General features: G+C 44.8%; 10 protein-coding genes. All 10 read left to right on the top strand.

Annotation, left to right across the window (positions count from 1 at the left end; all coding sequences use genetic code 11):
- The first annotated feature begins 35 nt into the window (after window positions 1-35).
- A complete protein-coding gene (locus GX364_09500; GenBank protein NLI71083.1) occupies window positions 36-755 on the top strand; it encodes a maleate cis-trans isomerase in 720 nt (239 codons plus the stop codon).
- Window positions 756-799: 44 nt separating this feature from the next.
- Window positions 800-1,681 (top strand): branched-chain amino acid ABC transporter permease, encoded by an 882-nt coding sequence (locus GX364_09495; GenBank protein ID NLI71082.1) that lies wholly within the window; start codon window positions 800-802, stop codon window positions 1,679-1,681.
- Window positions 1,678-2,646 (top strand): branched-chain amino acid ABC transporter permease, encoded by a 969-nt coding sequence (locus GX364_09490; protein ID NLI71081.1) that lies wholly within the window; start codon window positions 1,678-1,680, stop codon window positions 2,644-2,646. The genes GX364_09495 and GX364_09490 overlap by 4 nt, the downstream gene beginning before the upstream one ends.
- 12 nt (window positions 2,647-2,658) lie before the next feature.
- Complete coding sequence (locus GX364_09485; GenBank protein ID NLI71080.1) at window positions 2,659-3,450, top strand: ABC transporter ATP-binding protein; 792 nt, start codon at window positions 2,659-2,661, stop codon at window positions 3,448-3,450.
- Entirely contained in the window at window positions 3,443-4,150 is a 708-nt protein-coding gene (locus tag GX364_09480; protein ID NLI71079.1) for an ABC transporter ATP-binding protein, read from the top strand. Before GX364_09485 ends, GX364_09480 begins: the two co-directional genes overlap by 8 nt.
- A gap of 72 nt (window positions 4,151-4,222) precedes the next feature.
- A complete protein-coding gene (locus GX364_09475) occupies window positions 4,223-5,317 on the top strand; it encodes a cysteine synthase family protein (GenBank protein NLI71078.1) in 1,095 nt (364 codons plus the stop codon).
- Between the two features lie 164 nt (window positions 5,318-5,481).
- Window positions 5,482-6,729, top strand: coding sequence for a serine hydroxymethyltransferase (locus tag GX364_09470; protein NLI71077.1), 1,248 nt, complete (start codon window positions 5,482-5,484; stop codon window positions 6,727-6,729).
- A 41-nt stretch (window positions 6,730-6,770) separates the two neighbouring features.
- Window positions 6,771-7,151, top strand: coding sequence for a RidA family protein (locus tag GX364_09465; protein ID NLI71076.1), 381 nt, complete (start codon window positions 6,771-6,773; stop codon window positions 7,149-7,151).
- A gap of 569 nt (window positions 7,152-7,720) precedes the next feature.
- Window positions 7,721-11,536 (top strand): hypothetical protein, encoded by a 3,816-nt coding sequence (locus GX364_09460; GenBank protein ID NLI71075.1) that lies wholly within the window; start codon window positions 7,721-7,723, stop codon window positions 11,534-11,536.
- Window positions 11,533-16,334: DEAD/DEAH box helicase (locus GX364_09455; protein NLI71074.1), on the top strand; the 4,802-nt coding region annotated here is incomplete at its 3' end. The genes GX364_09460 and GX364_09455, both read left to right, overlap by 4 nt.

The raw sequence follows: 16,334 nt of genomic DNA, 5'->3' as shown, positions 1-16,334 counted from the left end.
TTACCTAACTACGATGGCGCTAGGAGGATGAAATAATGATAGGTTGGAGAGCGCGGTTGGGATTTATTTTACCATCCATTAACGTTGTGCTAGAGCAAGAAGCGATCAAGATTTTGCCCACGGGCATATCTGCTCACTTTTCTCGTGCCCGTAGCAGTGATGATACTTACGATGAACTTATCCGTATGGGTAAAGAAGCCCCCGAGGCTGCAAAACAATTAGCCGATGCTGAGGTTAATGCTATTGCTTTTACCTGTACAGCTGCTAGTTTTCTCGAAGGGCCTGAATATAATAAGCAGATCGAAACCCAAATTCGGGAGACAACAGGAATACCAGCAGTTACAACTTCTTCTGCTATAATTCAGGCCCAACAGGCTTTGGGTCTAAAAAAAGTCATCCTGATCTCGCCTTATGAGGAATGGTTGAATGAAAGGGCTAAAGCATTCATTGAGGCTCATGGGATAGAAGTTCTAGCGATGGAAGGTTTAGGCATTATCGACGTTCATATCGCTGATGTTAGTCCGGAGGAAGTATATCAATTGGCACGGAAATTGCTCGCACGAAACCATGGGGCCGATGGAATTTTTATTAGCTGCACCGATCTAAGGTCTGCTGAAATTTTAGATGTGCTTGAGCGGGATGTAGGCAAGCCAGTCCTATCGAGCAACCAGGCTACGTTGTGGGCAATGCTGCGAATAGCAGGCCTTAAAGTGCCCATTGAAGGGTTTGGTTCGTTGCTTCGTAATCATTGGTAGAAAATAGTGCCTCCCTAGCCTAAACTACCAGGAGGTCTTAGTAAATGTATGTTTTACAGTATATAATCAATGGTCTTACCCTAGGTAGCCTCTATGCCCTCATAGCTTTAGGGTATAGCATGGTTTATGGTGTACTCTACTTCATTAACTTTGCTCATGGCGATGTGGCCATGGTAGGTGCTTTTATATGTTTTGCTGTGCTCATGAACACCTATCAGTTACCAGCCATTGTGGCTATTTTCGGGGCTATATTGCTTTCGTCTTTGGTTGGAGTTGCGATAGAGAAAAGTGCCTATAAGCCATTAAGACAGGCACCGAGGCTATCAATGATTATAAGTTCGCTCGGTATTTCCATGCTTCTAGCTAATGGGGCCCAAGTAATTTGGGGGGTGGCGACTTTACCAGTGCCACCTGTTATTCCGGTTAAGGTTTACCAGTTTGGGGTTGTGATGACAAATTCGCTCCAATTGACGATCCTTATTATTTCCACTGTGCTTATGATTGGGCTCTGGCTTTTGGTCAACAAAACTAAGCTAGGTTTAGCCATGCGAGCAACTTCTTTTAGCATGGATACTGCTCATGTAATGGGAATCAACACTGATAAAGTCGTGTCCCAGACGTTTGCTATTGGTTCGGCACTGGCTGCCGCTGCTGGCATAATGATCGGAATCTATTACGCTACTATTTACCCGACTATGGGGGCTACCATCGGGATCAAAGCCTTTGTGTCAGCAGTGTTCGGGGGGATAGGCAATATTCCAGGTGCAATGCTGGGAGGCTTACTACTAGGATTAGTGGAGGAGTTAGGTAGCGCCTATATTTCATCTGGCTATCGTGATGCTATTGCTTTTGGTCTTCTCATTGTCGTACTTTTGATCAAACCAAGTGGTTTACTCGGCAGTGCTAGGGGGGTTGATAGGGCGTGAACATGATGAAGATAAACAAAACATGGCCAGCACTGGTTGTCATTGTGGCTTTAGCTGGATTGGTACCGTTCTTTACCAAGGATCAGTATATTATTCATGTCGGTGTGTTCCTCTTTTTGTACATTACTTTAGCCTCGAGCCTCAATATAATTGTCGGTTTTACCGGCCAGCCTAATTTTGCCCACGCGACCTTTTTCGGTGTTGGTGCCTATGCAGCTGCCCTTTCAGTGCTTAGATTTCAGACGCCATTTTTGTTTAATCTAATCCTAGCTGGGATAGCGTCGTCTCTATTTGGTCTCGTGATTGGTTTACCGTCATTGCGGCTTAAAGGCCATTACTTGGCTATCGTTACCATTGGCTTTGGCCAAATTATTAGGCTTATTGAAATCAACTGGGATAGTTTTACAGGTGGCCCCATGGGCCTACCGGGAATACCAACAGCCACTATTGGAGGATACGGTTTTGATCGTACTACGTTCTACTACTTTAGCCTTGTTTTGGGAATAGTGGTGCTGGCTATTATTTACCGACTAATGAACTCGCGAATTGGGCGGGCATTAATGAGCATTCGGGACGATGAGATGGCTGCGGAAGCGCTTGGAGTGAATACCCGCTACTACAAAATCTACAGTTTTGTGCTCTCTACTTTTTTGGCAGGCTTATGTGGTGCTGTTTATGCCCACTATGTCAGTTTTGTGAGCCCGGATACGTTTACCCACGATGACTCGATCACGTTTTTATGCATGGTAGTTTTGGGCGGAGGTGGTACTTTTTTTGGTCCCATCTTAGGAGCAGCCGTACTTACTTTGGCGCCAGAACTTTTCAGGTTTGCTTCTTACTACCGCTATATTATTATCGGTTTTGTGATGGTGGTCGCCATAATGGTGCGCGAGGGCGTATTTTTGCAGCCGCTGAAAACCCTTACTACCCGTTTTCGGGGGGCTGTTTTAAGACAGGAGAATTAGGAGGTATCTTTTATGGCTGATGCCCTACTAACTGTCAAGGATATAAGCCTTAGTTTTGGTGGACTAGCGGCATTAAATAAGGTTTCTTTTGCGCCGGGAAAAAATAAAATTCATGGCCTTATCGGCCCCAACGGTGCGGGCAAGACCTCTATGTTTAATGTTATTACAGGCCTCTACCGTCCTGACCGAGGAAGCGTGGTTTTCAGAGGCCGTGATATAACTAGGTTAGCACCTCATAAACTATGCGCTCTAGGTATAAGTAGGACATTCCAAAACATTAGGTTATTTTCAAATTTAAACGTAATCGAGAACGTCCTTCTTGGTTGCCATTGTGAGACTTATTCGGGGACATGCGATGTTCTTTTTAATTCTCGGCGTCACCGAAGGGAAAAGAAGGAAACTGTGAAGAAAGCAAAATCGGTATTATCTCTTGTGGGGCTCAATGCGATCGAAGGGCAAAATCCGCTCAAGCTACCATATGGAATTCAGCGACGGTTAGAGATTGCGCGGGCACTAGCAACTTCACCAGAATTGTTGCTACTCGATGAGCCCTCAGCTGGAATGAACACGCGCGAAAAGGGAGAATTGGCTCAACTCATAAAGCGCCTTAACACAGAGCTTGAAATTACTATCTTGATAATCGAGCATGACATGAAGCTGATTATGTCAATCTGTGATCAAATCACTGTCCTTGACCATGGGATAAAAATTGCGGAAGGTGCTCCTCAAGCCATACAAACCAATGAACGTGTAGTTGAAGCGTATTTGGGTAGTGAGTTTAGGAGGGGCGTTGGGAATGCTTGACATAAGTGGTATTGATGTATTTTATGGAAATGTTCAGGTTTTAAGGCAATTAAGCCTTACGGTGAATGATGGCGAAGTTGTATGTGTAATTGGGAGTAATGGGGCAGGAAAAACCACTTTATTACGGACAATATCCGGCCTGTTGTCGCCCAAAGAGGGAACAATTTCATTAGCTGGCGTGCGAATCGATGGTATGGCCCCCCATTTGATAACTAAATGTGGAATCGGTCATGTTATGGAAGGACGCCAAATTTTCGCAAATCTAACTGTAAGGGAAAATCTAATGGTAGGGGCCTATCTCCAGACAGATAAAGCAAAAGTCGCCCACCTTGTAGAAAGAGTTGAGACATTGTTTCCCGTTTTACGTGAGCGCCGTAATCAACTAGGCGGAACCCTCAGCGGGGGTGAGCAACAGATGCTGGCCATTGGGCGGGCCCTCATGGGCAGTCCCCGAATGCTTCTTTTGGATGAACCTTCTTTGGGCCTTTCCCCACTACTCGTGGAACAAGTGGCTGCTGCCATTGAGGCAATCAGAGATGAGGAAGGAACGCCTATGTTACTGGTGGAACAAAATGCCCGTTTAGCTTTGGCTCTGTCACAGCGCGGATATGTTATCGAAACGGGAGAAGTGGTGCTGGAAGGGAAATCGGATGTTCTCAGTGGGAATCAGATGGTAAAACGGGCCTATCTAGGTCTTTAATATATGTTTAAATGATTGGAGGTGGTAAAGGCTTATCTGCTCATAATTTTAACCAGAAAGGAGAGCGACACGATGGATTATATCAACAGTATCACCGAGGCCATTGGGAAAACACCGCTGTTAAAACTGAACAGGATTGGCCAAGATGTGGGAGCTAATGTATTCGTGAAATTAGAACATCTTAATCCAAGCGGTAGCTATAAAGATAGAATGGCTTTGGCGATGGTGGAGGCAGCTGAAAAAGGCCAGACTTGGAATGGAAAAAAACTGCCTCCTCCGCCGGAAGGGTTTGTGGTTGAGGCTTCGGCTGGTAACACAGCCCCGGCAGTGGCGATGGTGTGCGCAGCTAAGGGCTATAAGGCTAGGCTGGTGCTATACCGCTACCAATTTGAAGGTGGAGAGACCAGCGCTAGAATGAAAATTGTGCAAGCGTTTGGCCCGGAAGTTAGCATATCTAGCGAACCGACTGCTTACTTGTCCGAAGAACAACTGCAAGAACTCTATGCCAAGTTTCCAACTATGAACCGTGATCTACCCCATGTTCTAGCGGCTAAGATGGATTGCTATCTAGCAGAACAAAATGACCCTAATTGTGTCTGGGTAGACCAGATTTATAATCAACACAATTTCTATGGACAGATGGAAATGGGACGGGAAATTTATGATCAACTGGACGGCAAAATAGATGCTGTCGGCTGCTCAGTTTCTGCTGGGGGCAGCTTTTTCGGGATCTGTATGGGACTTGAGGAAAAAGGGTTGCGGGCACCGCTTACCTTTGGGGTAGTGCCGCGGGGGAGCGAGCACTATTTTGATATGAAAGGTGACGAAAATGAGCGCGGGGAGTTTGATCTCTCCGACGTAAGAACTAAAATATCAGAGGTTATGGGATTAAAGAAGTGGGTTACCGAAAGACCGATACTGAGCATGATGATGGACAAAGGATATCCTGATAAACTATTCTGTATTTCTGATGAAGAAGCCAGGGCTATGGCCAACCGTCTATGCCAAGAAGAGGGTATTTACTGTGGTATGTCCTCCGGGGCCAATGTAGCGGTAGCCTTAAAGATTGCCCAACGGCTTGAGCCGGGTAGCAACGTGGTTACAGTTATTGTGGATCGCCGGGATCGCTATCTGTCTGAGTTTCCAGAAGATATTTATGTGGTTTAGATTTTGTTACTCTGCTGCCTGTTTATAAGTTAGATGAAAAAAGTATCTAGCTGATGTTTCCCGATAATATATAGTCGTAACTAAACGGGGGCTGCTTGCGGCCCCCGATTAGTAGAACTACACAAAGGTAAGGCTCATAGCTTTTGAAAGGAGAGAGATGATAGGTGGAAATTTTGCGGGCGGTGGATCCTGAAGTAGCCACTGCCATTGACAAAGAACTTAGACGGCAGCAAAACAATCTAGAATTGATCGCCTCCGAAAATTTTGTTAGTTCTGCGGTGCTGGAAGCACAAGGATCAGTTTTAACTAACAAGTATGCTGAAGGCTATCCTGGTCGACGCTATTATGGCGGTTGCGAATTTGTTGATATTGCGGAAGAGCTAGCTCGAAAGAGAGTATGCCAACTATTTAGGGCTGAACATGCTAATGTTCAACCTCATTCGGGTGCCCAGGCCAATACAGCTGTCTACTTTGCTACTCTAGAACCTGGCGATACCATTTTAGGTATGCGCTTATCCCATGGAGGCCACCTGACCCATGGTCATCCTATCAATATGTCTGGTAAGTGGTTTCGTATCGTGGATTACGGTGTCGATAAGGAAACAGGCCGGATCGATTATGACCAAATTCGAACCATAGCTAGGCGTGAACGCCCCCGTATGATTGTCGCTGGTGCAAGCGCTTACCCCCGTATTATTGATTTTGATGCCTTTGCTGCTATAGCCAAAGAAGTGGATGCTTACTTAATGGTGGACATGGCCCATATTGCCGGTTTGGTAGCGGTAGGGCTTCATCCTAACCCTGTACCAGTAGCTGATTTTGTGACCAGTACTACCCATAAGACGCTCCGTGGCCCTCGCGGTGGGCTAATTTTGTGCCCTCGAAAACATGCACAAAGTATCGATCGGGCTGTTTTTCCTGGCATCCAAGGCGGGCCACTGATGCATGTTATTGCTGCCAAAGCCGTAGCCTTCAAAGAGGCGTTGGCTCCTGAATTCAAGGATTACCAGGAGCGAGTAGTGGCCAACGCAAAAGCGCTAGCCCAGGGGCTTATGAGTCGCGGCTTCACCTTGGTTTCTGGTGGCACCGACAATCATTTATTGTTGGTTGATCTAAGACCACAAAAAATAACTGGCAAAGAAGCAGAGGCTATGCTTGATGAAATCAGCATAACAGTCAATAAGAATACTATCCCATTTGATCCTGAAAACCCCTTTGTTACTAGCGGTCTTAGACTCGGTACTCCGGCCATGACTACCCGCGGCTTGTCTACGGCTGAAATGGATGAAGTTGCTGATATTATTGCTATAGCGCTCACCTGCTTTGATAAGCCCGGTATCAAGGATAAACTGAGAGCACGGGTGAAGGATCTTTGTGTTGCTTATCCGCTCTACCCAAGTAAAGAGGTTTAAATAAGGTGTAGAAACTATCCCATTATCTGGAGGTATGCACAATGAAACAAGCCATAGTGACTGATAAAGTACCAGGGGCTATCGGTCCCTATTCATTAGGTATCCGGACCGGGAAAATGATATTTCTTTCCGGCCAGCTACCCATCAATCCAGCCACCAATGAACTAATTACAGACGACATTAAAGAGGCGGCCCGCCAAATCCTAACCAACATTGATGCTATTCTCAATGCGGCCAAGGGCTCATTAGCCGACGTGGTCAAGACAACAATATTTCTCACTAATATGGACAATTTTGCTGATGTTAATGAAGTTTATACTGGCTTTTTTGGTGATCCAGCCCCGGCACGATCCTGCGTAGCCGTAGCTGCTCTCCCTAAAAATGCCGATATTGAAATCGAAGCGATTGCTATTTTGCCCTAAGAGGTAAAATAACAAAATAAGGCCCACCTCCCCCGACTGATGGGGGAGGTTTGTTATTTAAGGGCTAATATTTTGAGCTTTTCGCTAGCGGATAGAGAATACCATGTTGTGCCCCGCACAAAAAACCTACCCCGTCTAATTCTAACGGGGTAGGTGTATGCCCTGCCTGGGCGCACCCCAACGAGCGAAAAGCAACAAAGGTGTTAGCAATAATATTAGGCTGAACGGGTTGGGTAAATAAGTGGAGCGAAAAGGTATGTATTTACACACTATTATGGCTTGGGCAATTTATCACAGGATTAGTCAACTATATTAAACTTGTAAATATGAGAGCTGATTGCAACTGCTGGACAAATGGTTATGATATGGAATCAGGCTGATGACCTACTGGAAATAATGAAAGAATATATGGAAGGATTCGAAACGTGGGATAGGGAATATAAAAGGGAAATGCGGTGCAATATCTTGGACAATTGTGTTTACTTAGGCCGCTCCTATTGGTTAATAAGATTAAGTGTTTCATATCTACAAGCGGAGGGCTATTACCGCATATTCTGGGGGGGAGTGAGATGTGTAATTCTTTTTTAAGGTGTGATGATCTCGATTCCTGCGATAGTTATTGCAAATTAGTTTTGAAAGGAAATCTGCTCGGGGACCTTGAGCCTAAAAAAGATGAACTAGACCATTTGGCCAAAATAATTTCGTGTGAATTAAGGATGCGGCCAGGAAATTTATCTAGCTCCATCTGCGTGGCAATTTTTTTGGTTTGGATGGGTTTTTTGTATTATCGGGAGGGTGACTATTGGGGACCTGTTTATCGGAAATTGGGATTACCTAATGAGCAGGCAAAATGGCAAGGGGTGCTGGGGAGGGCTTTTCTCGGGGCAGTGAAAAAACATGGTTTATACGATTTCCAAGGGGGTTTGTCCTATGTCATTCCTATTTTGGCTCATGGCTATATACCAAACTGCTATCTTAATAACTTTGTTGCCAATGTCTTGTTACCAATATATATGGAGTGGAAAGGAGCAGATTTGGAACCCGGTTGGGAAGAAGCTGAACATTTAGTTACATCTTGGCGCTTGGAATACGCCAAATATGAAAAATATAGGAAAATAATTGCCGTCTGCGAAAGTAAAGAAGAAGAAATAAATAATATCTGTATCGCGTGGCAGCATCGCGATTTATTAGCACAACTACAGAAATGGGAGAATGAGATTGTCCATAAAGAAGAGCTAACGGAACTTCTTTTAGTCCCAGAACGGCTATTAGACAGACTGGAGAATAGGAAAACAGAACTCCAGCTCTTACTGCAGCGAAAAGCTGCTTATATCCAGGCCCGGAAGTCTTTTAAAGCCAAGGAGCAAGTATTAAAAGCACGGGAACAAGAGATTGCGAAACTTGCTGGTAGGGTTTTCCACAATTGGCATAATGATTTTGCCCATCTTATAATTGGCTTTCCGATGGACCGAATAAAAGTATGGCTAAAGGAAATAAAGGCCCGCCGCAATGTTTTCTTTCGGCTGAAGATGCTATTTTTTCAAATCTTCACCCCGACTAAATTTAAAAGACTTATCCGGGCAGGGGAAGAGCTGGAACAATTATTTCTACCGCTTCAGATAAAGGAAGATATATTAAAGCAGCCGATGCCTACTTTGACCAATATTATTCGGCAGCTGCAAGGGCTTTTGCGAGAACGTAACCTAGAGCTGACAGCATTAGCCGAAATAGATGCGGCCATAAAAGAGGCGGCTGCAAGTTGTGAAAGGGCAGCTTTTGAAGATGATACGTCTGTACAACAAGAGTTAAACAAAGTTAGTCAGGAACTAGGGCGCTATAAGACACTGTTAGTGCAGCTGGGCAAAGGGCGGGAAGAGGCTGGCAAGGAGGAGTTGATGATTCAAAGGGAGCTACGACAAAATATAAATTTATTCCAAACAAGGCTCGGTCAAGACGCGAGCGTCCTGATGCCTTTATTACCCCAAGTAAAATCCCTTGCAAATATTGATGAATTTGAGGCTCGCCTGATCAGGATTAGAAACCAAAAAAACGAGGTTTCCAAAAAGGCCAAAGCCTTTAAAAACCCACTTTATCAGCTTAACGAATCGTCCCGCGTTTTTATCTTTCAGGGGGGCATGACAGCGACTCAATTCGTTCACCGGTCACTACAATTAATCGATCGCCTACAGAAGAATGAGTCGGCAAATAAGACTGGGCTGCCTGATCGAATCGAATCCTATATAAGGCAGTGGTGGGAAAAGGAAGGAAGAAAAACATACGAAGCAACGATAAATGCAGAAAAGGAGCAAAGGCAAAAAACGAAGGTCATGGTGCGAAAGCCGACACTAATATTTGACCCTAACGAAGAACAAATCAAGGTGTTTTTACCATCTCAGCCGGTAAGACAGAAAAAACCAGCGAGCCTTTATGTGGGAGGCGGCCCAGGTTCTAAACAGAAAATTACGTTACCTTTATTATTAGATGATGAAACCGGCCTTCTACGGTCAGACGAAATCGAATTCCCTTTAGAGCGACCGCAGAAACAATATTCACTGCATTTTATTTGTGGGGACGACAGCCGTTACTGGAATTATAATGGCCTTGGTCCCAGCCATTTACATATGCTATTCAACAGCCAAGGTAAGTTGGTGGAAAATAGAGTGCTACCGGATGGCGGGTTTTACCTTATCGCACCGCTCGGGACTAGCACGGATCCAGTTGGAGCTATAAGGGAGCAGCTGTCGGGCCATTGGTCAGGATATGAATATAGGTATGTTGATACCCATGTGTTAGCAGTCAGAACGGGGGAGGCCTTGTCTATATATAAAGGTGCGCAGCAGTTAGAACCACAGTTGCTATCCGGGGAAACGTTGGAACAAATCAACTCTAACGGAGCGCCTCTTTACCTGGATCAACTACCTAATCTAGTGTTTTCAGTTAAGGGGAAGGAAGAGATACCGTTTTATGGGTTGCGACTAGACAAGGGAGAGGAAAGGAAATTCTTCCCCCTAGAAAACCTCGATGCTTCTCAAACAGAAGATGACATTGTCTGTGTAAACTTGGCTGCCTTGAGCCAGGGAAAGTACGGTCATTATAAGATAACTCTAGTAAAATACGATAGAGTTTTATGGCAGACGGAAGTTGCGGTTGTTCCTGATTTGCGACTCAGGTTTGACCGCCTAATTTATAAGCCGCAAGATAAGGTCCAAGAAAAAGGAAGATTGGAATTTTTATCACGAAATAGGTGTGACTTTGTGCCCCAAAAGGAAGAAGGTAGTTTGATCACCAGCGTCTCTCCGACGGTGGTAGAGTTTGACACCAAACAGCATTTTATTGCAGGTTCATTGGTCTATCATCTCGAGGAACAGGTTCCTATAATGATAAATGTACAGATTCCAGTTATCAGGTGGCGGAAACAAAATGGGGAATGGCAAGCATCGGTAAAGGAAATCTGGCATGAAGATCTGGGCGCTATCGAAATTGAAGTACCACTGGCAGCTGGGGCTGAGGTAAAGTTGTCTCTAGAGGGCGGAAAGCAGATTTTGGTAAGCCCTGTGCAGCAAGGAAAAGCTGTGTTTGATTTATGTAGATTTAGTGATACCCTACGTGGAACAAATAAACCTACCCAAAAAATCTTCTTCAGCTGTTTAAATAAAAAAATCCTTCCTTTTACCCTGTTACGGGTGCGTACTCGTTGGCAAGTCCAGGATATTAGAATGACGCAAAGACTACAAGGCGATAGACGAAACCTACTGGTCCAATGGAGGGACTTGGGAAGAGCATCCGGGCGGGTGCTACGATTTTGGCCGCTGGATATGCCAGGGGTGGATTATATCGAAAGAAGTATCCCAGACGGGCATTGTAACGCTGAGATCGAGGTATTGGCAATAAAAATGCCTCCGGGTTTGTATAGGTTGCAACTAGATAAGCAGGATTCATGGAGTAGCGATGTGGCCATGGCTCCACGATCAGGGACAGAAAACTGCATAGATATAGATGTCGGGTCCAAGGAAGAGCTCTTACAGGCTTATTTGGGTAAATGCCTTGAAATAGTCGCCGCCAGCCATGAAGATAAAATAATCAGCATAGAACCCAACTACTGGGTGAAGGTTACCGGGCTCAACCCAACCTTTGATGAGGAAGCCAGACTAGAAGGCAATGTCTACACGGTGGCGGCGGATGGTACTATTAAAGGAATGCCATTTAATCCGGTAGGATTCTATCTACAGGGTAACAAGATGCCCTTTCTAATCGACAAAGACAGCGATGGGGCAACTTACTGCCGTAGATGTAAGATGTGGTTTTGGGAGATAGGACACCATGAGTGTGGTAATGCTGTAATTGCGCCTGAAAGTATCTATATCAGAGTGGGGGATGACAGATGAGCCTAGATCCGTTACAGGCAACCATAGCCATCGAAAGAAGATATATGGATTATTTGGAGACTACCTTTAGCTTAAATGATACTAGACTGCAAAAGGAACTTATGGCTGAACTCAAACAGCCTGGCCGGTTTGTGAAAGGACCCATTTTAGAGGCAACCCCACCTTTTCTAACGGCTAGCTCGTTGCAAGATTTAATCGATGAAGGTTTGTTTTCCAAGGAGTTCATTGAACTTAAGACAGATGATTTACCTTTGGAAAGAGAACTATATAAACATCAAGAGGTGGCCATCCGTAAACTTATTATGGAACGTAGAAATATTGTCGTGGCTACAGGGACCGGGTCGGGCAAGACAGAAGCTTTTTTACTACCGATATTAAACCATCTATTTCGCCAACGGGAGAATGGAGAACTGGGCCCAGGGGTGAGAGCATTGCTGCTGTATCCCATGAATGCCCTAGCTAATGATCAGTTAAAAAGACTGCGAAGGTTATTGAAGAACTATCCCGCCATCACTTTTGGTAGTTACACCGGGGAGACAGAAGAATGGGAAAATGATGCTAGGCAGAAGTTTCAGCTAGCAAATCCTAGTGAGCTTATCCTGCCTAATGAACTGTTATCGCGGGAAAAAATGCGGCAAGGTCCACCACATATTCTGCTGACGAATTATGCTATGTTAGAATACTTACTATTGCGACCACAAGATAACGCCTTTTTTGATGGCCCCTTTGCCCACAACTGGCGTTTTATCGTGATTGACGAAGCCCATACTTACTCTGGGGCAAAAGGCATTGAGATTGCTATGCTGTTGCGGCGGTTAAAAGAGAGGGTCGTAAAAAGCAAGCCCCGGGCTATTCAATGCGTTGCCACCAGCGCCACCTTAGGTGGTAAGGAAAAGGATTTTGGCCAGGTGGCTGAATTTGCTACCAACTTATTCGGGGAGCCGTTTATCTACAAAGAACATGCCCCCGATGAGCAAGATGTTATTGCAGGGGTTACAAAACGCCTTGCTATAGCTGAAAAAAGCTGGGGTAAGCCCCATCCTAATCTATATTTAGACTGGCAGCAGTTGGTACAAAATGAAGGGGCCACAATTTCCCTTTTAACTAACAGATGTCAAGGTAGTGGTGTACCAGAGAAAATTATACAAAAGGCAATGGCCCAAAGCGGCGGAAAGTGGAGACGATTTATATATGGAGTTTTGTCAGGGGATCAAAGAGTACTCACATTACAAACCATGCTGGAGAAGTCTCCCTGTTATCTGGCCAATGCAGCTCAGCACCTATTTGGTGAAGCTGGAGAACGCTATCTGGTGGCTTTAGTTTATTTGGCCAATAAGGCTAGACTAACAGAAGCCGATTTACCTTTATTGCCGGCTAGGTATCATGTTTTTATTCGGGCGTTGGAAGGTGGGTTTTGCACCCTAGTTCCTGAAAAGCATCTTTTCCTAGAGCGAAAAAAACAAATGGAGGTAGATGGAAACAAATATGCTGTTTTTGAAACAGCGGTTTGCCGTCAATGCAGCTCTTTGTATTTGGTAGGAGAAATAGTTGAAAACAATATTTTAAAACAACCAGGAAACCGCTTTTATGAGGATCGCAATCAGCTGAAGTACTTTTTGGTATTAGGGGATGGCAATATATTACCGGATAACGAAGATGAAATAGTTGCCAGTGGCGAGGAATACCCATCCGGAGAAATTTACAAGATATGCGCCCGTTGCGGTGTTATTTTCCCCGAAAACTATGTGTCCTCTCCTTGTAGCTGCGGCCAAGAACACTTGGTGCGGGTGGTGGCGGTTAAATCAAAAGCTGGTAATGTCCATAAATGCCCTGCCTGTGGCCGCTGTATTACCATTGGTTCTGTGGTAAGAAGATTCTTGTTAGGTGCTGAAGCGGTTACCAGTGTTTTGGGTACCGCCCTTTATCAACAACTACCGGAAAAAAAAGAAAAAACGCAAGACCAAATAGTTAACGACCCCTGGGCTTCTCCTTCCCATGGTCAATATGAAAAGGATAAACGCCAACTACTTGTATTTTCAGATAGCCGCCAAGACGCAGCTTTTTTTGCTACTTACTTCGCAAACTCCTATAACCAAATTCTCCAACGTCGGTTAATGGTAAAAGTCCTTGAAGAACAGAAGGAAAAAGTTATCCTTAATCGCTGGCGGGTGCAAGACCTGGCCCAATACCTAAAAAAGTATCTTATTGATTTGCAAATTCATCCTCGACTTAGCCATCAAGAAATAGAGGATTTGGCTTGGAAATGGGTGTTATTGGAATTCATGGCTTTTGATCAAGCTATCAGCCTAGAAGGCCTAGGATTGCTAGGCTTTACCCCTGTGTTACCGCCCTCTTGGGAACCACCGCCGGCTTTGCTTAGTGGTCCTTGGAATTTTAACAAAGAAGAAACGGTTACTTTGATGAACGTCTTGTTAGATACTGTCAGGCGCAATGGGGCCATAAGTTACCCAGATAACGTCGACCCCAGGGATGAATTCTTCGCTCCCCGGAACCGGGAATACTTTTTTACCAAGAAGGCACCAGTAAAGGGCAGGATTTATAATTGGCTACCAAAGGGTAAAAACGCAGTTAATACACGGGTAAATTACCTGATGAAAATTCCTACCCGAACCGGAGAGGTAGCATCAAAACAGGCTGCTTTATCCTTGCTAAGAGGGATTTGGGTTGCGCTAATAGCAGATAAAGGAAGGCGGGCGGCATGGAAAGAACATTTCTTTTCATTTATTGATGGGCCTAATGGGCAAGTATTTGCTTTACGGCCAGAGAAATGGGAGCTGCAGCCAGCTAGTATTGATAAGAGTATAATATGGTATCGTTGCAACAAATGTAGACGTTTTACGCTCCACAATATTCGTGGTGTTTGTCCCACTTATTATTGCGAAGGCAGATTAACCGAAGTTGCCCCAGATGTGGTATTAAAAGAAAACCATTACCGTAAGCTGTATACAGACTTCTTACCCTTAGGCATGAAGACCCATGAGCATACAGCCCAGCTAAACACAGATAAGGCCTCGCAAATACAAAAGCGATTTACCGAAGGTGAGATAAACGTTTTAAGCTGCTCCACCACGTTTGAGTTGGGCGTGGATGTAGGTGATCTAGAGGTTGTTTTTATGCGTAACGTCCCACCAACGGCTGCTAACTATATTCAAAGGGCAGGCCGGGCCGGGAGGAGGTCGGGTTCAACTGCTTTTGCTCTCACTTTTGCTCAATGCCGTTCCCATGATTTTGCCCACTTCAAGGAACCCCTTCGGATCATTAAAGGAGAAATCAAGCCCCCTTATGTAGCAATTGCCAACGAAAAAATTATTAGGCGGCACGTACATGCTATGGCCCTGGCCATGTTCTGGCAGAAGCATAAGGAATACTTTGGTAATGTAAAAAATTTTTTCTCTTCATCGCCTGATTCAGCCCTTCAGCCGCTAATAAAATTTTTAGCCCAAAGGCCCTGTCAGTTGGAAGAAAGTTTAAAACGTGTTGTTCCCCAAAAAATGTGGGGTAAAGTGGGGCTTGAAGATTGGAGTTGGTTGGAAGATTTTGTAGGTGATAAGAGAGGCATACTTACCAAGGTCGAAGCACAGTTGATGGGGGATCTAAAAGGCTTAAAGCAGTTGGAGGAAGGTTATTCCAAAAGGGGAAAATATGCCCGTGCAGGGCAAATTCGCAGGACTATAAACACCATTGAACAGTGCTATATAATTAACTTTTTCTCTAGACGCAATGTAATTCCAAAGTATGGTTTCCCCGTCGATGTGGTAGAGTTACAGATTACCCATCATGGTGAAGAAGCCAGAGGTCTGGAGCTAGATCGAGACTTAAAGATTGCCTTATCAGAATATGCGCCTAGTAGTCAAGTTGTAGCTGGAGGAAAATTGTGGACTAGCCGCTATATTAAAAAATTACCTGATCGAGATCCACTGGTATATAGTTATGCTGTCTGTGATCATTGCGGGCTCTATCGTAGTGAACTGGCGGCAAAAGAGCCTGACTTAAGAATTTGTTCTTGCGGTCATAGGGTTGGTCGTAGCCAAGGAATCTTTATTACTCCTGAATTTGGTTTCATTGCCGAGAAACCTAAACGGCCTAAAATGAGTAAACCAGAAAAGACCTACTCCACTCGCAATTTTTTTGCCCGCGAGGGGAAGGTGGAGAAGGAACTTACTTTATCCTTGGGTAAAACTTTGATCCTCCAAGCCGGTGGTGACGGTAAACTAGCTGTAATAAATAGTGCTGGCAACAGAAAGTTTAAAGTGTGCCAAACATGTGGCTATGCAGAAATATTTGATGGTAAGCCTTTACCGGAACATAAAAACCCTTGGGGGAAAGTATGCTGGGGACAGCGGTATTGCCGCTACGCGTTAGGATATGAATTTAGTACTGATATTTTGCAAATATGGTGCCCAGAGCTAGAAGATATGCGGCCAGGTTTTTGGGAGTCCTTATTGTATGGATTAATAGAAGGAGCGTGTGTAGCACTAGATATAGATCGCCGTGATATCGATGGGACTTTATACCCCCATCAGGGTAACCCCTACCGTCGCGTTTTAACCTTATTCGATGATGTACCCGGTGGGGCTGGACACGTCAAGCGGATTGCCGAACGGGATAACTTCATAGCTACCCTTAAGACCACACTAGCCATAGTATCTAATTGCGAGTGCGGGGATCAACTTGGGAACACCAGTTGCTACCAGTGTTTGCGAAGTTACACTAACCAGTATTGCCACGATCTACTACAGAGAGGATATATAAAGGAATTTTTAAAAAATGTACTGGC

The sequence above is a fragment of the Bacillota bacterium genome, assembly GCA_012518215.1.
Taxonomy (GTDB): domain Bacteria; phylum Bacillota; class Dethiobacteria; order DTU022; family PWGO01; genus JAAYSV01.
This window is presented reverse-complemented; position numbering and strand designations above follow the sequence as displayed.